The sequence below is a fragment of the Magnetospirillum sp. SS-4 genome (assembly GCF_902729425.1).
In the GTDB taxonomy this organism is placed as follows: Bacteria; Pseudomonadota; Alphaproteobacteria; order Rhodospirillales; family Magnetospirillaceae; genus Phaeospirillum.
The window spans coordinates 280511-303593 of sequence record NZ_CACVCH010000070.1; the positions used below are offsets into that span (position 1 = coordinate 280511).

20 protein-coding genes are annotated in these 23083 nt (G+C 68.0%); 17 read left to right on the forward strand and 3 right to left on the reverse strand.

The genetic code is table 11. The features are described 5' to 3' along the window. Positions 1-2: 2 nt before the first annotated feature. Both pseG and MTBSS4_RS13430 read left to right on the forward strand, forming a co-directional pair. Positions 3-1454 (forward strand): UDP-2,4-diacetamido-2,4,6-trideoxy-beta-L-altropyranose hydrolase, encoded by a 1452-nt coding sequence (gene pseG, locus MTBSS4_RS13425; protein ID WP_173983907.1) that lies wholly within the window; start codon positions 3-5, stop codon positions 1452-1454. Beyond that, positions 1451-3277: a glycosyltransferase gene (locus tag MTBSS4_RS13430; protein WP_173983908.1), complete on the forward strand. Its 1827-nt coding sequence runs from the start codon at positions 1451-1453 to the stop codon at positions 3275-3277. Before pseG ends, MTBSS4_RS13430 begins: the two co-directional genes overlap by 4 nt. Before the next feature lie 24 nt (positions 3278-3301). Here the strand turns inward: MTBSS4_RS13430 and MTBSS4_RS13435 are convergent, their stop codons facing one another. Beyond that, positions 3302-3646, reverse strand: a complete 345-nt coding sequence (locus MTBSS4_RS13435; protein WP_173983909.1) for a hypothetical protein — start codon at positions 3644-3646, stop codon at positions 3302-3304. 135 nt (positions 3647-3781) lie between these two features. On the opposite strand from MTBSS4_RS13435, the gene MTBSS4_RS13440 reads away from it, so the two are divergent. The 8 genes from MTBSS4_RS13440 (at position 3782) to MTBSS4_RS13475 (ending at position 13051) form a co-directional block, all read left to right on the forward strand. Then, entirely contained in the window at positions 3782-5290 is a 1509-nt protein-coding gene (locus MTBSS4_RS13440) for a glycosyltransferase family 39 protein (RefSeq protein WP_173983910.1), read from the forward strand. After that, positions 5287-6504: a glycosyltransferase family 9 protein gene (locus tag MTBSS4_RS13445; protein WP_254432538.1), complete on the forward strand. Its 1218-nt coding sequence runs from the start codon at positions 5287-5289 to the stop codon at positions 6502-6504. The genes MTBSS4_RS13440 and MTBSS4_RS13445 overlap by 4 nt, the downstream gene beginning before the upstream one ends. Beyond that, positions 6501-7220 (forward strand): glycerophosphodiester phosphodiesterase, encoded by a 720-nt coding sequence (gene ugpQ, locus MTBSS4_RS13450; protein ID WP_173983911.1) that lies wholly within the window; start codon positions 6501-6503, stop codon positions 7218-7220. The genes MTBSS4_RS13445 and ugpQ overlap by 4 nt, the downstream gene beginning before the upstream one ends. Positions 7221-7319: 99 nt before the next feature. Continuing rightward, the gene (locus tag MTBSS4_RS13455) at positions 7320-8717 is read left to right on the forward strand and encodes a nitronate monooxygenase family protein (protein ID WP_173983912.1); all 1398 of its coding nucleotides are present in this window, start codon (positions 7320-7322) and stop codon (positions 8715-8717) included. A gap of 92 nt (positions 8718-8809) precedes the next feature. Beyond that, positions 8810-9778, forward strand: coding sequence for a glycosyltransferase family 2 protein (locus MTBSS4_RS13460; protein ID WP_173983913.1), 969 nt, complete (start codon positions 8810-8812; stop codon positions 9776-9778). Then, complete coding sequence (locus MTBSS4_RS13465; RefSeq protein WP_173983914.1) at positions 9775-11247, forward strand: glycosyltransferase family 39 protein; 1473 nt, start codon at positions 9775-9777, stop codon at positions 11245-11247. The genes MTBSS4_RS13460 and MTBSS4_RS13465 overlap by 4 nt, the downstream gene beginning before the upstream one ends. A 71-nt stretch (positions 11248-11318) precedes the next feature. Beyond that, positions 11319-12050 (forward strand): sugar phosphate nucleotidyltransferase, encoded by a 732-nt coding sequence (locus tag MTBSS4_RS13470; protein ID WP_173983915.1) that lies wholly within the window; start codon positions 11319-11321, stop codon positions 12048-12050. Then, positions 12047-13051, forward strand: coding sequence for a kinase (locus MTBSS4_RS13475; RefSeq protein ID WP_173983916.1), 1005 nt, complete (start codon positions 12047-12049; stop codon positions 13049-13051). The genes MTBSS4_RS13470 and MTBSS4_RS13475 overlap by 4 nt, the downstream gene beginning before the upstream one ends. Here MTBSS4_RS13475 and MTBSS4_RS13480 read toward each other — a convergent pair whose 3' ends face one another. Further along, on the reverse strand, positions 13052-13444 hold the full coding sequence (locus tag MTBSS4_RS13480) for a hypothetical protein (RefSeq protein WP_173983917.1): 393 nt from the start codon (positions 13442-13444) through the stop codon (positions 13052-13054). A 183-nt stretch (positions 13445-13627) separates the two neighbouring features. Between MTBSS4_RS13480 and MTBSS4_RS13485 the strand changes: the two genes are divergently transcribed. The 3 genes from MTBSS4_RS13485 to recN all read left to right on the forward strand — a co-directional run bounded on the left by MTBSS4_RS13485 (position 13628) and on the right by recN (position 16948). After that, on the forward strand, positions 13628-14065 hold the full coding sequence (locus tag MTBSS4_RS13485) for a response regulator (RefSeq protein WP_173983918.1): 438 nt from the start codon (positions 13628-13630) through the stop codon (positions 14063-14065). Between the two features lie 312 nt (positions 14066-14377). Then, on the forward strand, positions 14378-15286 hold the full coding sequence (locus tag MTBSS4_RS13490) for an outer membrane protein assembly factor BamD (RefSeq protein ID WP_173983919.1): 909 nt from the start codon (positions 14378-14380) through the stop codon (positions 15284-15286). Next, positions 15287-16948 carry a DNA repair protein RecN gene (recN, locus tag MTBSS4_RS13495; RefSeq protein ID WP_173983920.1) on the forward strand — a complete coding sequence of 554 codons (1662 nt, stop codon included), beginning with the start codon at positions 15287-15289 and terminating at the stop codon, positions 16946-16948. A gap of 2 nt (positions 16949-16950) precedes the next feature. Here the strand turns inward: recN and thiS are convergent, their stop codons facing one another. Continuing rightward, on the reverse strand, positions 16951-17928 hold the full coding sequence (gene thiS / locus MTBSS4_RS13500; protein WP_173983921.1) for a sulfur carrier protein ThiS: 978 nt from the start codon (positions 17926-17928) through the stop codon (positions 16951-16953). Between the two features lie 319 nt (positions 17929-18247). On the opposite strand from thiS, the gene MTBSS4_RS13505 reads away from it, so the two are divergent. The 4 genes from MTBSS4_RS13505 to MTBSS4_RS13520 all read left to right on the forward strand — a co-directional run bounded on the left by MTBSS4_RS13505 (position 18248) and on the right by MTBSS4_RS13520 (position 23058). Next, on the forward strand, positions 18248-19285 hold the full coding sequence (locus MTBSS4_RS13505) for an alpha/beta hydrolase (RefSeq protein ID WP_254432539.1): 1038 nt from the start codon (positions 18248-18250) through the stop codon (positions 19283-19285). Positions 19286-19287: 2 nt separating this feature from the next. Next, positions 19288-20469, forward strand: coding sequence for an MFS transporter (locus tag MTBSS4_RS13510; RefSeq protein ID WP_173983922.1), 1182 nt, complete (start codon positions 19288-19290; stop codon positions 20467-20469). A gap of 114 nt (positions 20470-20583) precedes the next feature. After that, complete coding sequence (gene tpx, locus MTBSS4_RS13515) at positions 20584-21084, forward strand: thiol peroxidase (protein WP_173983923.1); 501 nt, start codon at positions 20584-20586, stop codon at positions 21082-21084. Between the two features lie 267 nt (positions 21085-21351). Next, positions 21352-23058 (forward strand): nitrite reductase, encoded by a 1707-nt coding sequence (locus MTBSS4_RS13520; RefSeq protein ID WP_173983924.1) that lies wholly within the window; start codon positions 21352-21354, stop codon positions 23056-23058. Positions 23059-23083 lie beyond the last annotated feature (25 nt).

The following is a 23083-nucleotide window of genomic DNA, read 5'->3' on the forward strand; positions in this document are numbered from 1 at the left end:
CCATGCCCCATAGCCGTCCCTCCGTCGTGTTCCGTGCCGACGCATCCGCCACCATTGGAACCGGCCATGTCATGCGCTGCCTCGCCCTGGCCGAGGCGCTGCGTCGGCGCGGTTTCGGCTGCCGGCTGGCCTGCGCACCCGAAACGCTCCGCGTCGTCGGGGCCTTGCGGAACGGACCGGTCGACGTGGCGCCCCTGCCCGAGGGATGCGAAAGCGAGCCAGCCGCCCTGATGGCCGCCGCCGCCCCACCCGACTGGCTGGTGGTGGATCATTATGGCCTGGACGAGAGCTACGAGCAGGCGTTGCGCGGCTGGGCCGGCCGCATCCTGGTCCTCGACGACCTGGCCGACCGCCGCCACGACTGCGACCTGCTGCTGGACCAGACGCCGGGGCGCGAGGCCGACCGCTATGCCGGACTGGTTCCGGCCCCGGCCATGATCCTGGCGGGTCCCCGCCACGCCCTGCTGCGCCCGGATTTCGCCCGGCTTCGCGGCGCTCGGCCGGCCGCCGGCCGCCGCCTGCTGGTGTCGCTGGGCGGCACCGATCCAACCGACGCCACCTCCGTGGTGCTGGAGGCCATCGCCCAGGCGAGGCCGGATCGCCCCGTCACGGTGGTGATGGGCGCCGCCGCGCCGCGCCTGGAGCAGGTCCGCGCCAGGGCCGCCGCCCTGTCGCCGCCCGCCGACATCCTGGTGGACGTGGCCGACATGGCGGCGCTGATGGCCGAATGCGACATGGCGGTGGGGGCGGCCGGAACCTCGGCGCTGGAGCGCTGCTGCCTCGGCCTGCCAACCCTGCTGCTGGTGACCGCCGACAATCAGCGGGAGGTGGCGGCGGGGCTGGAACGGGCCGGAGCGGCGCTGGCCTGTTCCCTGGACGCGACCGAACTGGCGAGGGGACTTGCCGCCCTGGCCGGAAACGACGAGACCCGCCGCGCCATGGCCGAACGGGCCATGGCGCTGTGCGACGGGCTGGGAACCGAACGGCTGGCCGATTGCATGAATCTGACGCTGCGCCCCGCCACGGCCGACGACGGCGAGGATCTGCTGGCGTGGCGCAATGATCCAGACAGCCGCGCCAACTCGCTCGATACCGCCGAAGTGAGCCGCGAACGCCATTTCGATTGGCTGGGCCATGTGCTTGCCGACCCGGAGCGGACGATGCTGATCGGGATGCTGGGCGGAACCAAGGTGGGAATGGCGCGCTTCGACCGCTGCCGTCCGGGGGAATGGCGGGTCTCCATCGGCATGGCGCCAACCGCCAGGGGCCGCGGTCTCGGCCGCTCCCTGCTGGGCTTCGCCATCCAGGCTCTTGAACGCCGCCACGGCCCCGGCCTGCTGATCGCCGATATCCGCGCCGCCAACCGGCCCAGCCGGCGAATTTTCACCGCCTGCGGTTTTTTCCAGACCGACGAGGCGGACGGCGTCATCCATGTCCAGCGGGGCGGCTCATGACTCCGAACGACGTCGCCACCCTGGCCGCCATCTCGGCCGGCTGGGTCCAGGACGAGACGCCGGAGCCGCTCCATCCCGGCCTGCTGGCCCGCATCGAGCACTGGCGAAACGACGGCGCCTTGCCGCTGGGGGCGCTATGGCGGCCCATTCTGGACACCTTGCGCCGTTGCGGCTGCTTCGACACCGAGGCCGAGGCCTGCCGGCTGCTGCTGTCGCTGGAGCCTGACCGGCCGCTGTTCCGGCTTCGCCTCGCCGAATGCCTGCACCGTATCGGCCGGTCCGACGAGGCCGGCGGGATTCTGTCCGGCATTTCCGGTCCACCCCAGGCCCGCGCCGAAGCCCTGCTGCTGTCGCTGGGCATGGAGCGGACAAACCCTGGCGCCCTGGACGAACTGGAAGGCCTGCTGCTGGCCGACGACGACTGGAGCGAACGCCACCAGGGGCTGATCCGCCATCTGGCCGACAAGGGCCTGACCGGGCGCGCCGAGGCGTTCCTGACCGCCTGGACCGGACGGTGGACCTTCCAGCCCGCCCGGCTGATGGACCTGGGACTGATGGCCATGCTGGCCGGCAACCCCGCCATGGCGCGCAAGCTGTTCACCCCCCTCTGGGTTTCTGCCCCCGAGCAGATGATCGCCGTCATCGGCCGCTTCGACGGCTCCGTTCCGCCCTATGACGACGCCATCGAGGCGGAACTGACTGGCCGGGTCGAGGCGGCCTTCGCCCTACCGGACGAATCCCTGGCCCGTCTGTCCCCGCCCGGCCACGACGCAGCCGCCCTGCCCCGGCGGGTGATGCTGCTGTCGTTCGGCGACCGCGACCTGGTCAACGACATGGCCGCCCATCTGGCCGGTTCGGCCCAGGCCGCCGGGATCGATCTTCACCTCCACCTGGACACCGCCCTGACCCTGCCCGGCGAGTTTCGGGGCGACGACGCCGAGGTGACGCGGCGTATCGACGCCTTCGACGCTGCCCTCGCCACCCTGCGGCCCGAGGTGGTGATCGTCGACTGCGCCTCGCCCCTGCTGCTGCGCGGCGTCAATCCCGCCATCATGGCCGAACTGAAACATCGCCACGGTTTCCGGCTGGCCTGCATGATGCGCGATTCCCACCGCCATTGCCTCAGCCTGTTGCGGGCCTGGCTGCCGGCCTGCGACGCCATGGTGGTGTTCGATCCCGAATCGCCCATCTTCGATTCCGGGCACGCGCCCCGCAACCGCCGCGTCATCGCCCTGCCGGTGCCGGCCATGCACGGCCCGTTCCTGGCCCAGGCCGCCCGCACGCCCGATCTCGGCCTGACCTTCGCCGGCAGCACCGCCTTCGCCGCCCGTCTGGTGATGCTGTCGGTCCTGATGACCGAGGACATTCCGTTCACCGCCGTGATCGGTGCCCGCCGCGCCACCGAGATTCCCGACATGGAATCCTACGCCGGACTGCTCGGCCGCTCGGCGGCGGTGCTGAACATCGCCATTCACAGCCCGACCGACCATCTGGTCACCGGACGGGTCTGGGAAACCATCGCGGCCGGACGCCTGCTGGTGGAACAGGCCAACCCCGCCACCGCGCGCTTCTTCACGCCGTGGCGCCATTACCTGCCGTGGAGCAACGTGGAGGATATCGTCCAGATCGCCCGGCTCACCCAGCGCCGCCCCGACCTAGCCCGCCGGATCGGGGCCGAGGCCCATGCCTGGGCGCGGCGCCACTATGGCGCCGAACGGTTCTGGAACGCGCTGCTGGGCCACGCCACGCGCCCGGACGCCGATCGGGATTTCGAGGCGGACATCCGGGACGCCCGGGCATGGTCGTCGGTGACCATCGGGTAGGGATTGCGAAACGGGAAAGGCGGCCTATTTCTCGAGCGCGGCCCAGCCGGCGTCGCCCTTGATGAAGCGGGCTGACGCCTTCTGGGTCTGTTCGCCCAGCGGACCGCTGAGGGTCATCTCGAAGTCGCAGCGATAGCCTGGATTGCCCTCGGCCTTGGCGCAGCCCAGCTTCTTCATGGCCTTGACCTTGGTGGAGAGATCCTTGCCGATCATCTTTCCGACATCGTCCAGTTTCTCGTTGAATCCGCCAAAGGTCTGGTCCATGGCGGCCTTCATGTCGGTTTCGGACGGCTCGCCGCCGCAGGCGGCCAAGGCAACGCAGGCGGCGAAGGTTACGGACAGCGCCCTGGCGCGGCGAATAGCGGGCATGGAAGGGCTCCCCTTGAGTGGAGTTCCCCGTATAAGCCCCGAATCGCGCCGACACAACTGGTGTTGCATCAAGGTTTCGTGGTATTGCCGAGCCGCCCGTTGCGAAGCGTTCACAAGAGGCCCGCATTGAGTCCCATGTCCTGGTGGAAGGCCTGGAGGCCCGCCCCCGTCGTCGCCCTGGCCGCGATGGTCCTGGGGTTGACCGCGCTTCGCGCCGTCGTCGCCGGCAATGCCCTGCTGTCAGGGGACGAGGCCTATTACTGGCTATGGTCGCGCCGCCTGCAATTGTCGTATTTCGACCATCCCGGCATGGCGGCGTGGTGGCTGGCCCTTTCCACCGCCCTGGCCGGTCCATCGGAACTGGGCGTGCGCCTGCCGTCGATCCTGTCGGCCGCCCTGGTCAGCGTGCTGGTGTTCGACACCGCCCGACGGGCCTTCGAGGATGCCTGGGCCGGGCTGTGGGCCGCAATCCTGATCAACGCCACCGTGCTGTTCGCCGCCTCGGCGGTGACGGCCACGCCGGACGCGCCGCTGCTGGTGTTCTGGAGCGCCGCCCTGTGGGCCATGGTCAACCTGCTGAAAAGCGGCCGGCCGCCATGGCTGTACGTGCTGGGCGCCGCCCTCGGCCTGGGCTTCGCCAGCAAATACACCATGGTGCTGATCGCGCCCGGCATCGTCGCCGTCTTCCTGCTGTTCCCCCAGGGCCGCGCCTGGCTGGGACAGCGGCATTTCTGGCAGGCGGTCGGGCTGGCGGTGGTCTGCACCCTGCCGGTGCTGGTGTGGAACATGCTGCATGACTGGGTGTCCATCAAGAAGCAGCTGGCCCATTCCTTCGATGCCGAGGTGGCCGATTCCGGCAAGAATCTCGCGACCTTCCTGGCCACCCAGATCGGAGTGATGACACCGCTGATCCTGCCGCTGTGCCTGGGCGGCATGGGCTGGGCGCTGTGGGCGGGCTGGCGGGCGCGGCGGCCGGAATGGTTCCTGCTGGGGGCCTGCTCGGCGCCGGTGCTCGCCTTCTTCGTCAATCACAGCCTGGGCGGCCTGGTGCAGCCCCACTGGTCCGGCCCCGCCTATCTGGCCGCCGCCATGGCCGCCGCCGGCGGCTGGCGGATGCTGGGCCAACAGGCCGGACCACGCCTGCGCCGCCTGGTTCTGGCGGCGCCGGTCCTGGGCTTCGTCATGGTCGGGGTGTCCTACCTCCAGATGGCCACCGCCTGGCTGCCGATACCGGTCAAGATGGACACGCTGAGCCGGCTGGGCGGCTGGGACCGGCTGGCCGGGCTGGTGGCCGAGCAGATGGAGGCCCATCCCGATGCCTTCGTTTTCGTCCAGAAACACGAGATCAGCGGCCTGCTGACCTATTACATCCCCGGCCATCCCATCGCCTTCCTGGCCGGATCGGCTGGCGTTCCCAGGATTCCCTCGTATGATGCCGGGGACGTCGCCACCCTGGCGGGGCGGAACGGATTGTTCGTGACCAAGGCCAGCTTTCGCGGGGTCGAGGACGCCGGCCGCAACTTCGCCGGCATGCGCATGGTCGCCAGCCTGGAGCGGGCCTGGGGCGGCCGGGTGATCGACACCTACGAGATCTGGCTGGGCGAAGGCTATCGCCCGGGGGGCTTCGAGGAGATGAGCCGGTGAACGTCGACAGGATGCGCCAAATCGATTTCTGGGCCGGCGTCCCGCTGCTCGCCCTGCTGACCGGGCTCCACCGGCTGTGGCGGCTGATCCGCCCCGAGCCCGCATCCGCCGGCCGCGACATTCTCTTTATCGAGCTGTCCGAGATGGGCAGCGCCGTCATCGCCGATTCGGCCATGAAGCGGGCCCAGGCGCTGTTCCCCGAGGCGCGGCTGCACTTCCTGATCTTCGCCAGGAACCGCCCCAGCCTGGACATCATGGGCACCATTCCGCCCGAACGCACCCTGACCATCCGCTCGGACAGTCTCGCCACCCTGATCGCCGACACCCTGCGGGCCATCGTCGCCATGCGCCGGCTCGACCTGTTCGCCGTCATCGACATGGAGATGTTCTCGCGCTTTTCGGCGCTGCTGACCTTCTTCAGCGGGGCGCCCAACCGGGTCGGCTTTCACCGGTTCCACACCGAGGGGGTCTATCGCGGCGAATTGCTGACCCACCGGGTGATGTACAATCCCCATCACCATGTCGCCAAGTCGTTCATGGCGCTGGTCCACGCCCTGGCCGAGCCGCAAGACACGGTGCCGCACACCAAGATCGCCTTTGGCGATTCCGAAATCCGCCTCGACCGGGTGACGCCGGACGCCGCCACACTGGATGGGTTCCGCGCCCGGCTGCTGACCGCCTATCCCGGCATCGACAGGGCGAAACGCTGGGTGATCCTGAACCCGAACGGCAGCGAGCTGATGCCGCTGCGCCGCTGGCCCCACGCCGATTACACCGAACTGGCGCGGCGCCTGCTGCAAGATGAAAACGTGGCGGTGCTGATCACCGGCGTCGCCTCGGAACGGGACGAGGCGCAGCAATTGTGCGATGCCTGCGCCAGCGACCGCGTCTTCAATCTGGCCGGCTTCACCCGCATGCCGGACCTGCTGCCGCTTTACACCCTGGCGACGCTGATGGTGACCAACGACAGCGGCCCGGCCCATTTCGCCGCCCCCACCGGCCTCAGGACCATCGTGCTGTTCGGGCCGGAAACGCCGGCGCTGTACGGCGCTCTCAATCCCAACGCCGAATTCGTCTCGGCCGGGCTGATCTGCTCGCCCTGCGTCTCGGCCTACAATCACCGCAAGTCGGCCTGCACCGAGCCTCGCTGCATGACCGCCATTCCGGTCGACCTGGTGCACCGGAAGGTGCTGGCGCTGCTGGAGCGGCCGTGATCGTCCTGCCGCCGGTCATCGGCCATCGCGGCGCCGCCGGGCTGGCCCCCGAGAACACCCTGGCCTCGTTCCGCCGCGCCGCCGCCCTGGGCGCCGCCATGGTGGAATTCGACGTCCGCCTGTCGGCCGACGACGTGCCGGTGGTGTTCCACGACGACACCCTGGACCGCACCACCGACGGGTTCGGCCCGGTGGCGGCCATGTCCCTGAACGGGCTGAAACGCCTGGACGCCGGAATCTGGTTCGCGCCGGGCTACGCCTGCGAACCCATCCCCACCCTGGAGGAGGCGTTGGCGCTGTGCCTGGACCTGGGATTGATGGCCAACCTGGAGATCAAGCCCGGCCTCCACCGCCAGGACCGCGTCGCCGCCCTGACCCTGGACACCGCCCTGGCCGTCTGGCCCGCCGGCCGGACGCCGCCCCTGCTGTCCAGCTTCGCCGCCCCATGCCTGGCGGTGGCGCGGGCCAAGGCGCCGGACTGGCCGCGCGGCCTGCTGGTGGAACGCCTGCCTGGGGACTGGCGCGAACAGGCCGGGTCGCTTGGCTGCGCCACCATCCACGCCGACCATCGCCACCTGGACTCCGGATCGGTGGCGGAAATCCGCGCCGCCGGGCTTGCGGTCCTGGCCTATACCGTCAATGATCGCCAGGAGGAGGATCGGCTGCGGCGCATGGGGGTGACGTCGGTGTTCAGCGATTTTCCCCATTCGTCATGATTTCGCAATGTCACTGGTGACGACCCCCACCATGGCACTATATATGTGCGTTCTCGGACAGGGTCGTGCCTGTCGCTTGCCTAAGGAGTGATCGTCGCCTTGAAACAGCTCGATCCCATCATTATTTCCGGACGCGAAGTGCTGCCCATCGTCGAGGGCGGCAAGGGAATCAACGTTTCCAACGGCGAAAGCTCGGGCGCCTGGGCGGCGGCGGGCGGCGTCGCCACGTTCTCCGGCGTCAATGCCGACCTCTACGACGAGAACGGCAACCGGATCGACATGGTCTATTACGGCAAGACCAGGACCGAGAAACATCACGAACTGATCGCCTACGGCATCAGGGGCGGCATCGCCCAAGCCCGCATCGCCCACGACATCTCCGGCGGCAATGGCCGCATCCACATGAACGTGCTGTGGGAGATGGGCGGCGCCGAGGCCATCCTGGAAGGGGTGCTGGACGGGGCCAAGGGGCTGATCCACGGCGTCACCTGCGGCGCCGGCATGCCCTACAAGGTCGCCGAGATCGCGGCCAGGCACGGCGTCTACTACTATCCCATCGTATCTTCGGCCCGCGCCTTCCGCGCCCTGTGGAAGCGCGCCTATCACAAGCATGGCGGCCTGCTGGGCGGCGTGGTCTACGAGGACCCCTGGCTGGCCGGCGGCCATAACGGCCTGTCCAACAGCGAGGACCCGAAAAAGCCGGAACCGCCCTATGGCCGCGTCCGCGAACTGCGCGCCGTCATGAACGAGTGCGGCCTTCAGCAGACCCCGATCTTCATGGCCGGCGGCGTCTGGTGGCTGAAGGAGTGGGAGGACTGGATCGGCAATCCCGAACTGGGCCCCATCGCCTTCCAGTACGGCACCCGGCCGCTGCTGACCAGGGAAAGCCCGATCTCGGACGCCTGGAAGCACCGGCTGCTGACGCTGAAGCCCGGCGACGTGCTGCTGCATCACTTCAGCCCCACCGGCTTCTATTCGTCGGCGGTGAAGAACGAGTTCATCGACGAGCTGTGCCAGCGCCTGGACCACCAGATTCCCTATTCCGGCGAATGCGTCGGCGATCACGAGGCCGAACTGCCCATCGGCGCCAGGAAGCGCATCGTCTGGGTGACGCCCCACGACCGCGACCGGGCGCTGGGCTGGATGGCCGAGGGCTTCACCGAGGCGCTGCGGACCCCGGATTCCACCCTGATCTTCGTCACCCCCGACAAGGCGGAGGAAATCCGCGTCGATCAGGTGGCCTGCATGGGCTGCCTGTCCATGTGCGGCTTTTCCAACTGGGCGCAGAACGAGGCCGGCACCACCGGCAAGAAGGCCGATCCGCGCAGCTTCTGCATCCAGAAGACCTTGCAGAACATCGGCCATGGCGGCGACGTCGAGCACGAACTGATGTTCGCCGGCCACAACGCCTACCGCTTCGGCCAGGACCCCTATTACGCCAACGGCTTCATTCCCACCGTGAAGCAGCTGGTGGAACGCATCGCCACCGGCGAGTAAAGGCCGGAGGCGGAAAAGTGGCGGATGTTGAAATGATCCGCCCCATTCCCTAAAGTGCGCCCGCATCCGGCGACACGTCATGGCGGTTTGATATGAGTTCCGATACGGTTTCCATCATCTTCTCGTTCCGCAACGAGGACGACATCCTGCCGGAACTGATTCGCCGCCTGCGCGCCATGACCGAGGGGCGGCCGGAGACTTACGAGTTCATCTTCGTCAACGACTGCTCCTCCGACCGCTCGCGCGATATCCTGATCGACGAACGCGCCAAGGACCCGCGCGTCAAGTTCATCACCACCGCCCGGCGCTCCGGCCCGTCGGAATGCGTGCTGGCGGGGCTGGCCGCCGCCACCGGCGACGCCCTGGTCTACATGGACAGCGATCTCCAGGACCCGCCGGAACTGATTCCGCAATTGCTGGAGCAATGGCGGGCCGGTTGCGAGGTGGTCCATACCCGGCGTTCGGCCCGGCTGGGGGAAGACCCCCTGCGCATGTGGCTGACCCGCCGCGCCTACGAAGTCATCAACTGGACCTCGCGCGGGCTGATGCCCATCGAATCCGGCGATTTCAAGCTGCTGTCGCGCCGCGCCGCCGACCATCTGCTGTCGCTGCGCGAGCAGGACCCCTACATCCGGGGGCTGGCGGTGTGGATCGGCTTCCGCCAGACCTTCGTCGATTACGAGCGCCAGCCCCGTCACGGCGGCGAAAGCAAGTTCTCCGGCCTGCACCGCAACGCCGTCAAGACCATGATCGCCGGCGTGACGTCGTTCTCGTTCCTGCCGGTCTATCTGGTGGTCTGGGCCGGATTGGGCGGGCTTGCCCTGTCGCCGCTGCTGCTGCTGGCCGGACTGGCAGCGCTGGCCGCCGGCGCCGTCGCCTGGGGCTGGATGGCGGCGGCGCTGGCCTTCCTGCTGTGGGGCGGCCTGATGACCGGCATCGGAATCACCGGCCTTTACGTCATCCGCGTCTACAAGGACGTGCGCGGGCGACCGCGCTGGATCATCGCCGAATCCGAAGGGCTCGACATGATTCCCGACCGGGCGGTGCTGGGCGGCCGATGACGTCGCCCGTCCTGTTCCACGTCACCGTCGCCCTGACGGCCGTCGCGGTCGTCAACGTCGTGGCGGTGGTGGTCGCCTACGGGCTTTACCCCGGCTACATGGAGCATGGCGAGGCGAGCATCTCGGCCATCTCCTATCGCCTTCTCCAGGGACTGCCGGCCTATCACGCCTTCGACGCGCCGGAACGCATCACCAACGTGTACGGGCCGTGGACCTATCTGTGGCACGCCTGGCCGCTGGCCCTGTTCGGCCCCGACCTGACCTCCAGCAAGCTGGCGGGGCTGGCGGGGCCGGTCCTGGTCATCCTCGGCGCCTGGGCCATCGGCCGGCGCCATGACCGCCTGGGCGCCGTGCTGGCGACGGGCTTCGCCGCCGCCTTCGTCATCACCCATCTCGGTTTTCCCGCCACCATCCGCCCCGATTCCCTGCTGACCGCGCTGGTGACCCTGGCGGCATGGGCGGCGGCGCGGGCCGAGGACAAGCCCGGCATGGCCTGGGCCGAGACCCTGGCCATCGGCGTCGCCGGCGGCATCGCCGTCAACGTCAAGATCCACGCCGGCCTGTATCTGGCCCCGGTGGCGCTGTTCCACCTGTTTCCCCACTGGCCGCGGCTGCTGCCCATGGCCATCGCGGGGCTGGCGGCGCTGGCGCTGCCGTTCCTGTCGCCGCTGTTCCCGCTGGGCGACTACCTGTCCTGGTTTGGCCCCATGTCGAGCAAGGAAAACGTGTGGAACGGCTTTCGCGTCCTGTGGGTGAAGTTCGCCTTCTATCTGGGCATTCCGGTGGTGGCGTGGCTTCTGGCCGGGCTGGCCGGCCGGACCGGACGGCTGAGGCTGACGCTGGCCGTCTATGTCGTCTGCGTCCTGGTGGTGCTGTTTCCCGCCACCAAGATCGGCGGAAGCCACCACTACTACATGCCGTTCCTGCCCATCATGATCGATCTTGCCCTCCGCGCCCGCGCGGCGTCCGGGGCACGGTGGCCGGTGACGCCGGCGCTGGTGGGATTGCTGGCCCTGGTGATGGCACAGGCCATCCAGACCGAGCGGCGCTTCTTCAAGATGATGGACTGGCCGGTGGCGCGCGAGGCCGTCGCCGAGATCGACGCCGTCCTGAAGGCCAATCCCGGCGTTCCCGTCCAGATGGGCGTCGGCGGGCCACGCACCGAGGAGAAGTTCTTCCTGTATTCCTGGCGCAACCTGCCGGTCTTCGCGGGCGGCCCCTACACCCTGGACGCCGGCATCGTCATGGAACTGACCAAGCTGGGAGTGGCGATGCCGGCCGAGACGGTGCGGCGCATGGCGGCGTGCGAGACCCGGCTGTGGCTGATTCCCAAGGGAGAACAGCCGTTCAGCCTCTGGGGCTATTACAACCAGACCATCTACGACCAGACCTTCCGCGACGTCTTCGCCGCCCATCACCATCTCGAATCCTCGGGACGCCATTTCGATCTCTGGCGTTGTCGCGAATAGGGTGGAAACCCCTTGGGCGGACCGCCGCCATCTGCTAACACTCCTGACGGGTGTTGCCTGACGCGGCGGGAATGATGCGGGGACTGAGGGGAATCGACGTGGTGGTGCTGGCCGGGGGCCTGGGAACCCGCATCCGCGGCGTTCTGGGCGACACCCCCAAGGTGTTGGCCCCCATCAACGGCCGCCCCTTTCTCGACCATCTGCTCGACCATCTCGCCGCCTTGGGCGCCGGCCGCGCCGTGCTGTCGCTGGGAGTGGGCGCGAAGATGGTGATGGATCACCTGGACGCCGGCACGCCGCCGCTGCCGGTGGTAGCCGTGGTGGAACCGGCGCCGCTGGGCACCGCTGGCGCCGTACGCCACGCCATGCCCGGCCTGCGGGGCGATCCGGTGATGGTGATGAACGGCGACACCTGGCTGGAGGCCGATTTCGCCGCCTTCCTGGCCGATCACGACCGGGCCGCGAAGCCGGTCTCGGTGCTGTGCGTCGCCGTCGACGACATCTCGCGCTATGGTTCGGTCGAGGTGGCACCGGACGGCACCGTCACCCGCTTCGCCGAAAAGGACCCGGACCGCGCCGGCCAAGGCCTGATCAACGGCGGCGCCCTGCTGCTGTCGGCGCGGGCGCTGGAACGCCTTGCCGCCGGAACCGGCCCGTCGCTGGAACGCGATTTCCTGGCGGAACTGCCGCCGGGATCGATCAACGGCTGGCACGCCCGGGGCGCCGGCTTCATCGACATCGGAACGCCCGACAGCCTGGCCCAGGCCGGCGGCGTGCTGCCTCAAGGAAAGACCGAGACATGATCATCAGCCGCACCCCCTTCCGCATCTCCCTGTTCGGCGGCGGTTCCGACTATCCGCCGTGGTTCCGGCAGCATGGCGGATCGGTGGTGGGTTTCGCCATCAACAAGTACTGCTACATCACGCTGCGCTCGCTGCCGCCGTTCTTCGAGCACCGCCACCGCATCGCCTATTCGCGGGTGGAAACGGTCAACGAGATTTCCGAAATCCAGCATCCGGCGGTTCGCGCCGTCCTGTCGGAGATGAAGGTCACCAGCGGTATCGAGATTCACCATGACGGCGACCTGCCCGCCCGGTCGGGCATGGGGTCGAGTTCGTCGTTCACGGTCGGATTGCTCAACACCTTGCTGGCCAAGCAGGGCCGCATGCCCACCAAGAAGCAGTTGGCCGAGGAGGCCATCCGCATCGAGCAGCAGGTGATCGGCGAGAATGTCGGCTCGCAGGATCAGGTCTGGGCCGCCTATGGCGGGATGAACCGCATCGACTTCCTGCGCGACGGCGGTTTCGACGTCACCCCGCTGATCGCCCCGCCCGAGCGCCGCCGCCAGTTGATGGATTCACTGATGCTGGTGTTCACCGGCTTTTCCCGCTACGCCGACAAGGTGGCGGCCAAGCAGATCGCCAATCTGGGCAACCGCGAGGCCCATATCCGCAAGATGGTGGCCATGGTCGACGAGGCCATCGCCATCCTGTGCGCCGAAAACCGGCCGCTGGCCGATCTGGGGCGGCTGCTGCACGACGGCTGGCGGCTGAAGCGGGAACTGGCCGACGCGGTGAGCACGCCGGAGATCGACGCCATCTACGACGCCGCCATGGATGCCGGCGCCGTCGGCGGCAAGCTGCTGGGGGCGGGCGGCGGCGGCTTCATGCTGTTCTACGTCGAGCCCGAGAACCAGGCCAAGGTCAGGGAGCGCCTCGACTCGCTGATCCATGTGGATTTCGACGTGGATTCCTCGGGCTCCAAGATCGTGGTCTACGAGCCCGAGGGTCTTCAGAACCGGTGATCAGCCGCCGCAGGTGCCGCAACAGGTATCGGCATCGTAGGTGATGCGGGCCACCATGTGGCGCTGGCCGTCGCGGGGCGGGAAGAACTGCACGAACACCATGGCGAGGCCGGCGGGCAGCGCCGCCTTCTCGCCGGTCATCTTGCCGGTGCGCGAGCTGCCATACTCGAAATCCTCGGGGCCATCGCACAGGGCGAAGGCGGCGGGAACCACCTGGGCGCAACGCTCCAGCGGCCAGTCGCGGGTGTCGACGACATCGCCGGCGGCCAGGATTTCCACCACGGCGCGGTCGCCGGCCACGCGAATCTGGACGACATTGGCGTGGTGGGCGACGGCGTTGGCCAGCAGGCTAAGGATTTCGGTCTTGGGGTCAAGGGCGGTGACGGCGGTCATGGTCGGGTCTCCGGGACAGGGACCCTACCATCCGCCGACAGGCGGCCGTTTCACCTTGAGCCCGGTCAAGCGGAGCGGATCAGCGTTGCACGGCCTTGCGCTCGGGCGGATGCGCGTGCCCTAATGCACCGGCATTGCGATGATCGGGGCCGGAAAGCGGCTCCGGAACGACAGGTGACGGAGATGGATTACGGCTTGCTCAGGGTTCTGGTGGTGGACGACGAGCAGTTCTCGCGCTTCGCCGTCGGAACGGTCCTGCGCCTTCTGGGGGTGAAGAAGGTGGTGGAGGCCAGGGACGGCGCATCGGCCATGGAGGCCTATGCCGCGTTCTGGCCCCATCTGGTGATCTGCGACCTGGAGATGAAGCCGGTGGACGGCATGACCTTCCTGCGGCTGCTGAAGGAACAGGAAAAGCATCTGCACCGGGTCGCGCCGGTGATCTTCCTCACCGTCCACGCCGAGGGCCATCTGGTGCACCAGGCCATGGAACTGGGCGCGGCCGGCTATCTGGTCAAGCCGGTCAAGGCGCCGCAATTGAAGAAGCGCATGGACAGCCTGCTGGCGAATACGCCCGATCTTTACGGCGACCTGCCCCGCGACGACGGCCCGGCGGCGGGCTGAGGCACAGGGGAATCGGGCGAACGGATTATGCGGCGACGAGGCTGGTGAGGAAATCGTCGTCCCAGGCGGCGGTCTTGCGCCGGAGGCGTTAGAGAGTCCTTGGCCTGGAGTCCTTCGCCGACCGCTCCGTCCATCGCCATCCCGACCCCCTCCGCGAAACAGGTGGCCGTCGATTGATTCAGAACTTCGCTTGGCTGTCACGATCTCATTCACCCGACCACCCAGACGTCCGCCCGCTTCGCTCTTCCCCTCGGCCGATCCCGTGCTATAGTTCCGGACTTCCGGGATCAGCTCCTTATCGCACGAGTCTTCATGACCCTCGCTTCCCTGTCCAGCCATGCCAAGGCGTTCGCGCTGGTGGCTCTTCTGCTTGTCGGCGCCTGTTCCAGCAAGAAGGATGAATACGTCGAGCGTCCGGTGGAGGAACTGTACAACGCCGCCATGGACCTGATGGATTCCAACGAATACTACAAGGCGGCCCAGGCATTCGACGAGGTGGACCGGCAGCACCCCTATTCCGCCTGGGCCACCAAGGCCCAGCTGATGGGCGCCTACGCCCTGTACGAACGCAACAAGTACGACGACGCCATCATCGCGCTGGACCGCTTCATCCAGCTGCATCCCGGCAATCGCGACGTCGCCTACGCCTATTACCTCAAGGGGCTCTGCTATTACGAGCAGATCACCGACGTCCATCGCGACCAGGCACTGACCGAGCTGGCCATGAAGACGTTGCAGGAGGTGCTGGACCGCTTCCCCAACAGCACCTATGCCCGCGACGCCCGCCTCAAGCTGGACCTCGCCCGCGACCACATGGCCGGCAAGGAAATGGCGGTCGGGCGCTATTACATGAAGGTCAAGCACTATCTGGCGGCGCTGAACCGCTTCAAGGTGGTGGTGGAAAGCTACCAGACCACCACCCACGTCCCCGAGGCGCTGCACCGCATGGTGGAGATCTACACCCTGCTCGGCCTGGATGGCGACGCCCAGCGCGCCGCCGCCGTTCTGGGGCACAATTATCCGGGCAGCGAATGGTACGACGACACCTATTCCGTGGTCGAGCATGGCGAGACCGATCCGTCCGGCGCCAAGGACAAGAGCTGGACCGACCGCCTGAAATTCTGGTCCGACGGCAAGCCGAAGGACAAGGCCGAGGCGGCCAAGTCCGACGATCCCGCCAAGACCAGCGGCGGCTGGTTTAACTGGGCCAAGTTCTGGTAGATGCTGGTCTCGCTTTCGATCCGCGACGTCGTCCTGATCGAGCGCCTCGACCTCGCCTTCGCTCCGGGCCTGTCGGCCTTCACCGGCGAGACCGGAGCCGGCAAGTCCATCTTGCTGGACTCCCTCGGCCTGGCGCTGGGCGCCCGCGCCGAATCCGGGCTGGTGCGCCATGGCGCCTCCCAGGCCTCGGTCACCGCCGAGTTCGATCCCCCCGCCGGTCATCCCGCCCGCGTCCTGCTGGCCGAGCAGGACATGGCGGCCGGCGACGCGCCGCTGGTGCTGCGCCGGGTGCTGACCGCCGACGGCCGGTCGCGGGCCTATGTCAACGACCAGCCGGTCAGCATCGGCCTGCTGCGCCGCATCGGCGATGAACTGGTGGAAATTCACGGTCAGTTCGAAAGCCATGGCCTGCTGGACGCCTCGACCCATCTTGGGGTTCTGGACGCCTTCGGCGGCCTGACCTCCGCCCGTCAGGCCGTCGCCGTCGCCTGGGCCGGCTGGCGCGCCGCCGCCGCCGCCCGCGCCGAGGCGGAAGCCTCGTTCGCCAAGGCCCGCGCCGAGGAGGACAGCCTGCGCCAGACCTTCGAGGATCTGGCCGAACTGGCCCCCCGCCCCGGCGAGGAGGCGGAACTGGCCGAGAAGCGCGCCGTCATGATGCATGGCGAGAAATTGCTGGAGGCCATGAACGCGGCGCAGGCGGCGCTGAGCGGCCGGGGCGAAGTGGAAGCGTCCTTGCGCGCCGCCCAGCGCGCCCTGGAACGGGTGGCGGAAAAGGCCGAAGGCCGGCTGGACGGCGTCATCGCCGCCCTGGACCGCGCCGCCGTCGAGGCCGCCGAGGCCTCCGGCCTGCTGGAACGCGCCTCGGCCGGGATCGATCTCGACCCCCGCCACCTGGAAAAGGTCGAGGAACGGCTGTTCGCCCTGCGCTCGGCCGCGCGCAAGCATGGCTGTTCCGTCGACGGCCTCGCCCCGCTGAAGGACCGCCTGGGCCGCCAGCTGGCCGAGCTGGAAGGCGGCGGCGGCGATCTCGCCCGCCTCGCCCGCGAGGAACAGACGGCCCGCGCCGCCTATGTGGAACAGGCCCGCGCCCTGTCCAAGGCGCGGCTGCGCGCCGCCGAGGGATTGGACAAGGCGGTGGCGGCGGAACTGCCGCCGCTCAAGCTGGAAAAGGCCCGCTTCCAGACACGGGTGTCGCCGCAGGATGAAGCCGCCTGGGGAGGCCACGGCCTCGATACGGTCGGCTTCGAGGTCGCCACCAATCCCGGCAGCCCCCCCGGACCGCTGGGCAAGATCGCCTCGGGCGGCGAATTGTCGCGTTTCATGCTGGCGCTGAAGGTGGTGCTGGCCCGCATCTCGGCGACGCCGACCATCGTGTTCGACGAGGTGGATTCCGGCATCGGCGGCGCCGTGGCGGCGGCGGTGGGCGAACGCCTCGGCCGCCTGGCCGAGGACGTCCAGGTGCTGGTGGTGACCCATTCCCCCCAGGTGGCGGCCCGAGGCCACCACCATTACCGCGTCGCCAAGCGCGAGCAGGGCGGCGCCGTCTTCACCGGGGTCGAGCCGCTGACGGGCGAGGCCGTCCGCGAGGAAATCGCCCGCATGCTGTCGGGCGAGACCATCACCGACCACGCCCGCGCCGCCGCCGCCGCCCTGATGGGTTAGATCTAAATCAGGCCCGAGGTCGGAGACGACGGGTCGGCGTAGCTCTTCCTCGGCATGCGGCCGGCCAGATAGGACAGCCGCCCGGCCTCGATGGCCAGCTTCATGGCCCGCGCCATGCGGACGGGGTCCCGGGCATGGGCGATGGCGGTGTTCATCAAGACGCCGTCGCAGCCCAGTTCCATGGCCACCGCCGCGTCCGAGGCCGAGCCGACGCCGGCGTCGACCAGCACCGGCACCTTCACGCTGTCCTTGATGATGCGGATGGTGGTGGGGTTGAGGATGCCGAGGCCGGAGCCGATCAGCGAGCCCAGCGGCATGATGGCGACGCAGCCCATGTCTTCCAGCATCCTGGCCTGGATGGGATCGTCCGAGCAGTAGACCATGACCTCGAACCCGTCCTTGATCAGGGCTTCGGCCGCCTTCAGGGTCTCGGGCATGTTGGGGTACAGCGTGGTCTGGTCGCCCAGCACCTCCAGCTTGACCAGGTTCCAGCCGCCGGCTTCCCGCGCCAGCCGCAGCGTGCGGACCGAATCCTCGGCGGTGTAGCAGCCGGCGGTGTTGGGCAGGAAGGTGTATTTCCTGGGGCTGACATAGTCCACCAGCATGGGCTTGGACGGGTCCGACAGGTTGACCCGGCGCACCGCCACCGTGACGATCTCGGCGCCCGAGGCCTCGATGGCCCGCGCCGTCTCCTCGAAATCCTTGTACTTGCCGGTGCCCACCAGCAGCCGCGAGGTGAAGGTCTTCCCGGCGACGGTGAAGCCGTCGGCGGCATCGTCCGAGCCGCCGCCGATGAAGGCGACGATCTCCAGCCGGTCGCCGTCGGCGACCGCCATTTCGGCATAGGCGGATTTCGGCACGATCTCCAGATTGCGCTCGACCGCGACCTTGCGGGAATCGATGCCCAATTGGCCCAGCAGGGCCTCGACGCTCATGGAGGCGGAAAAGCTCCGCTCCTCACCATTGATCAGCAGTTTCATCGACGGGTTCCACCAGGATACGAAGACCGGGAAAACGAGGACTGGATTATGGGGGGACGGCGGGCGGGAGGCAATGGCCGCGCACCGGCATTTTCAGGCGTCGGCGCCATTGTCCGTCCGCTCCGGACGGTCGGCCGTCGGCGTTGCCGCGCATCGGCGAAGACGCTACTCTGTGCCCGACCGAAGACACCCCCAGGGCGGAACGCCGCCGCCGTCCGCCTCTTTCACGGCTTTGGAAGACGCGGACACGGCAACCGGCGGCGATCTCCCCGGGCGCCGACCACCAGCCACCGGGAGCCATGGAATGGGAATGACGGGCATGGGAAGGACTTTCCTGCGCAGGGGATTGACGGCGCTGTGGGTGGCGGTGGTGGCGGTCGGACTGGCCGGTCCGGCCGGAGCGGCCATCGTGACCGAGGAGTTCATGATCTCGTCCCCCGGCGATGTGAAGCTTTACCTCCGCAACAAGCACCCCGAGGCGCTCTACGACATCAAGTCGGACAAGACCGTCCTGTTCCTGCACGGCGCCTCCTATCCGGCCCATTCGTCGTTCGATCACGGCTTCGAGGGGCGCAGCTGGATGGACTGGCTGGCCGCCAAGGGCTACGACGTCTATTCCCTCGACATCCGGGGCTACGGCAAGTCGACCCGGCCCAAGGCCATGGCGGAGGCGCCCGAGGCCAATCCGCCGGTGGTGGACACCGAACAGGCGCTTCAGGACGTCTCCGCCGCCGTCGATTTCATCTTGTCGCGGCGCAACTCGCAGAAGCTGGTTCTGGTGGGCTGGTCGTGGGGCGCCACCCTGGCCGGCAGCTTCGCCACCAGCCAGTCGGGCCGGGTCGAGCGTCTGGTGCTGTACGCGCCGCAATGGCTGCGGGAAGTGGTGCCCCCCACCGAGGAGGAGATGGCCCGCGTCCCGGCATGGCGCAGTGTCGATCCCCGCAACGCCCGCGACGTCTGGCTGAAGGCGGTGCCGGAGGACCGGCGCGCCTCGGTTCTGTCCAAGCCGGCCTTCGACGCCTGGATGGCCGCCACCCTGGCCAGCGACCCCCAACCGGCGGCGGGCGGCACGGTGCGCGCCCCCAACGGCGTCGTGCTGGACACCATGCGCTACTGGGCCTCGGGCAAGCCGCGCTGGAACCCGGCGCGGGTGACGGTTCCCACCTTGGTGATCCAGGGCGAATGGGACGCCGAGGCCCCCCCCGCCATGGGCATGCAGGTGTTCAACACCCTTAGCCACAACATCTTCAAGCGCTATGTCATGGTGGGCGGAACCACCCACGCCGCCCTGCTGGAGTCCAACCGCCACCAGTTGTACCGGGCGGTGCAGGAATTCCTGGAAACCCCGTTGCAATAACGATGATCCCGCGCCGCTCCGCCCAGGCCTCGCTGGCCTTTTCCTGCGCCGGCCACGCCTACGCCCACATCTTCGAGCCGATCTTCTTCATCGCCGCCCTGGTGCTGCCGGGGGAACTGGGCCTGTCCTACGAAGAGGTGCTGACCCTGATCGTCGCCGGCAAGCTGCTCTACGGCCTGCTGGCGCCGCTGGCCGGCTGGCTGGGCGACCGCTGGAGCACGGTCGGGATGATGGCCGTCTACTTCCTGGGGCTGGGGGCGGCGGCCATGGGGGTCGGGCTGGCCCAGGGGCCGTGGTCGCTGACCGCCGCCCTGACCCTGATGGGGCTGTTCGGGTCGATCTATCATCCGGTGGGCATCGCCTGGCTGGTCCGCAACGCCGAGGACAAGGGCAAGGCCATCGGCCTCAACGGCGTGTTCGGCGGCATCGGGCCGGCCCTGGCCGGATTGGTGGCCGGCGGCCTGATCGCCGCCTCGGGCTGGCGCGCCGCTTTCGTGGTGCCGGGGGCGGTGGTGTTCGCCACCGGCCTGCTGTTCGTCGCCATGGTGCTGCGGGGGGGGGTGGTGGAAACCCGAATCGACCGCAAACCCGAGCCGGCGGCCAGCAAGGGCGATGCCGTCCGGGCCGGATTGGTGCTGTCGGCGACCATGCTGTGCGCCGGCCTGATCTATCAGGCCACCCAGCCGGCCCTGCCAAAGATGTTCGCCGAACGCATGGGCGACACCGGGCTGTGGATGGCGGCGGGCGGCGTCACCCTGGTCTACCTGCTGGCCGGTCTGACCCAGATTCTCGCCGGCCATCTCGCCGACCGGCTGTCGCCCCGGCGGGTCTACATCGCCGTCGCCCTGATCCAGGTGCCGCTGCTTCTGGCGCTGGCCCACGCCAGCGGCCTGGGGCTGGTGGTGGTGGCCATCCTGGCGGTCAGCTTCAACATGGCGGCCATTCCGGCCGAGAACATCCTGCTGTCGCGCTACGCCCCGGCCAAGTGGCGCGGCACCGCCTTCGGCCTCAAATTCGTGCTGTCGTTCGGCATATCCGGCCTGGGCGTGCCGCTGGTGTCGGTGATGCGGGCCGCCACCGGCGGATTCGAGGCGCTGTTCATGCTGCTGGCCGCCGCCGCCGCCCTGGTGGCCCTGGCGGCGTGGCAGCTGCCGCCGGAACGCGGCCCGGCCGCGGCGGAATAGAGATGCCCGCTGCCGGCTTATTTCTGGAATCGTTGAAAACAACTGGTTGCCTGGGGCCGCCGCTTGGGGCAGAGTCCCAATCTTCACGAACCCGCAATCGACAGAGGTAGGACGATGGCCAGGATCACGCTCAAGGGAAATCCCATCAACACCAACGGCGACCTGCCGGCGGTCGGCTCCACCGCCCCGGCCTTCACCCTGACCGGCGTCGACCTCGCCGATGTCGGCCTGGACGCCTTCGCCGGCAAGACCGTCGTGCTGAACGTCTTCCCCAGCATCGACACCCCGGTCTGCGCCGCCTCGGTGCGCCGCTTCAACGCCGAACTGGACAAGCTGGGCAACGTGGCGGTGCTGTGCGCCTCGGCCGATCTGCCCTTCGCCCATTCGCGCTTCTGCGGCGCCGAGGGACTGGAGCGGGTCAAGTCGGTGTCGGACCTGCGCGACAAGGGTTTCGGCGAACGCTACGGCGTCAAGATCGTCGACGGCCCGCTGGCCGGCCTGCTGGCCCGCGCCGTGATTGTGATCAAGGCCGGAAAAATCGCCTACACCCAGTTGGTTCCCGAAATCGCCCAGGAACCCGACTACGACGCCGCCATCGCCGCCGCCAAGGGGTAATTCGGCGACCATAACGGGAAAACCCCGTTTCAAGCCACGCTTCGGGTGCCGGAGCGTGGCTTTTTTGTCATGCGATCTTGATCATTATCAAAATGGAACAATAATAAAATAAATTCATATGCAGTCTTTCGCCATGCATTTATTGACAAATGTCATTTTGATCAAAGTCAATACTATGATGATTACTTGCAATCATACCCATGCTGCGAATATGGTTTCCGCCCGTAGGCCGGACACACCGGCGAGTTCTTTGCTATGGGAGTTCTCATGAAGGTATCGACAGCAATTCTGGCGGCCCTGGCGGCCGCCTGGACCGGCTCGGCTGTGGCCGCAGACACGCCGGCCCACGGCGCCGGCGCCAAGTACGAAACCAGCGGCGACGTCCTGAAGGGCGCGCCCATGCAGCAGCCCGGCGCCCAGCCCGGGCCGGCGCTGACCGCCGCCGAGTTCGACAAGGCCAAGCAGATCTATTTCGAGCGTTGCGCCGGCTGCCACGGCGTGCTGCGCAAGGGCGCCACCGGCAAGCCCCTGACCACCGACATCACGCGCGAGCGCGGCTTCGACGCGCTGAAGGCCTTCATCACCTACGGCTCCGCCGCCGGCATGCCCAACTGGGGCACCTCGGGTCAGCTGACCGAGGCCGAGGTCGACCTGATGGCCAAGTACCTGCTGAACGAACCGCCGCAGCCGCCCGAGTTCGGCATGGAGGAGGTCCGCTCCACCTGGAAGATGGTCATTCCGCCCGAGAAGCGGCCGACCAAGAAGATGAACAAGCTGGACATCGACAACCTGTTCTCGGTGACCTTGCGCGATTCCGGCGAGATCGCCCTGATCGACGGCGCCTCGAAGAAGATCGTCAGCATCATCAAGACCGGCTACGCCGTCCACATCTCGCGCACCTCGGCCTCGGGCCGCTATCTGTTCGTCATCGGGCGCGACGCCAAGATCAACCTGATCGACCTGTGGATGGAAAAGCCCGACACCGTCGCCGAGATCAAGATCGGCATGGAGGCCCGCTCGGTCGAGACCTCCAAGTACAAGGGCTTCGAGGACAAGTACGCCATCGCCGGCGCCTATTGGCCGCCCCAGTTCGTGATCATGAACGGCAACACCCTGGAGCCGATCAAGATCGTCTCGACCCGCGGCATGACCTCGGACAAGCAGGAATATCACCCGGAACCGCGCGTCGCCTCGATCCTGGGCTCGCACTTCAAGCCGGAATTCGTGGTCAACGTCAAGGAGACCGGTCAGATCCTGATGGTCGACTACTCCGACATCAAGAATCTGCGGGTCACCACCGTCGAGGCCGAGCGCTTCCTGCATGACGGCGGCTTCGACGCCTCCAAGCGCTACTTCCTGGTGGCCGCCAACGCCCGCAACAAGATCGCGGTGGTCGACACCAAAGAAAGCAAGCTGGTCAAGCTGGTCGACGTGGGCAACACCCCCCACCCCGGCCGCGGCGCCAACTTCGTCCATCCCAAGTTCGGTCCGGTCTGGGCCACCGGCCATCTCGGCGACGAGACCATCGCCCTGATCGGCACCGACCCCAAGGGCCATCCCAAGCAGGCCTGGACCAAGGTCGCCGACCTGACCGGCCAGGGCGGCGGCTCGCTGTTCCTCAAGACCCACCCGAAGTCGAAGAACCTGTGGGTCGACACCACCTTGAACCCCGATCTCGACGTGGCCTCCAGCATCGCCGTGTTCGACATCGGCAACCTGGGCAAGCCGGCCGAGGTCCTGCCCATCGCCAAGTGGGCCGGCATCACCGACGGCGCCGCCCGCACGGTGCAGCCGGAATACAACAAGGCCGGCGACGAGGTGTGGTTCTCGGTGTGGAACGCCAAGGACAAGGTCTCGGCCATCGTGGTGGTCGACGACAAGACCCGCAAGCTGAAGTCGGTGATCAAGGACGCCCGCCTGATCACGCCGACCGGCAAGTTCAACCTTCACAACACCCAGCACGACGTCTACTGACGCCGTGATGGGAACGATCCCCCGG

Excerpts from the sequence above, each read along its gene's own strand:
- MTBSS4_RS13470 (WP_173983915.1), top strand. The coding sequence starts at position 11,319 with ATGATGCGGGGACTGAGGGGAATCGACGTGGTGGTGCTGGCCGGGGGC.
- MTBSS4_RS13480 (WP_173983917.1), bottom strand. The coding sequence starts at position 13,444 with ATGACCGCCGTCACCGCCCTTGACCCCAAGACCGAAATCCTTAGCCTG.
- recN (WP_173983920.1), top strand. The coding sequence starts at position 15,287 with ATGCTGGTCTCGCTTTCGATCCGCGACGTCGTCCTGATCGAGCGCCTC.
- tpx (WP_173983923.1), top strand. The coding sequence starts at position 20,584 with ATGGCCAGGATCACGCTCAAGGGAAATCCCATCAACACCAACGGCGAC.
- pseG (WP_173983907.1), top strand. The coding sequence starts at position 3 with ATGCCCCATAGCCGTCCCTCCGTCGTGTTCCGTGCCGACGCATCCGCC.
- MTBSS4_RS13435 (WP_173983909.1), bottom strand. The coding sequence starts at position 3,646 with ATGCCCGCTATTCGCCGCGCCAGGGCGCTGTCCGTAACCTTCGCCGCC.
- thiS (WP_173983921.1), bottom strand. The coding sequence starts at position 17,928 with ATGAAACTGCTGATCAATGGTGAGGAGCGGAGCTTTTCCGCCTCCATG.
- MTBSS4_RS13510 (WP_173983922.1), top strand. The coding sequence starts at position 19,288 with ATGATCCCGCGCCGCTCCGCCCAGGCCTCGCTGGCCTTTTCCTGCGCC.
- MTBSS4_RS13485 (WP_173983918.1), top strand. The coding sequence starts at position 13,628 with ATGGATTACGGCTTGCTCAGGGTTCTGGTGGTGGACGACGAGCAGTTC.
- MTBSS4_RS13440 (WP_173983910.1), top strand. The coding sequence starts at position 3,782 with ATGTCCTGGTGGAAGGCCTGGAGGCCCGCCCCCGTCGTCGCCCTGGCC.
- MTBSS4_RS13430 (WP_173983908.1), top strand. The coding sequence starts at position 1,451 with ATGACTCCGAACGACGTCGCCACCCTGGCCGCCATCTCGGCCGGCTGG.
- MTBSS4_RS13505 (WP_254432539.1), top strand. The coding sequence starts at position 18,248 with ATGGGAAGGACTTTCCTGCGCAGGGGATTGACGGCGCTGTGGGTGGCG.
- MTBSS4_RS13460 (WP_173983913.1), top strand. The coding sequence starts at position 8,810 with ATGAGTTCCGATACGGTTTCCATCATCTTCTCGTTCCGCAACGAGGAC.
- MTBSS4_RS13520 (WP_173983924.1), top strand. The coding sequence starts at position 21,352 with ATGAAGGTATCGACAGCAATTCTGGCGGCCCTGGCGGCCGCCTGGACC.
- MTBSS4_RS13475 (WP_173983916.1), top strand. The coding sequence starts at position 12,047 with ATGATCATCAGCCGCACCCCCTTCCGCATCTCCCTGTTCGGCGGCGGT.
- MTBSS4_RS13465 (WP_173983914.1), top strand. The coding sequence starts at position 9,775 with ATGACGTCGCCCGTCCTGTTCCACGTCACCGTCGCCCTGACGGCCGTC.
- MTBSS4_RS13490 (WP_173983919.1), top strand. The coding sequence starts at position 14,378 with ATGACCCTCGCTTCCCTGTCCAGCCATGCCAAGGCGTTCGCGCTGGTG.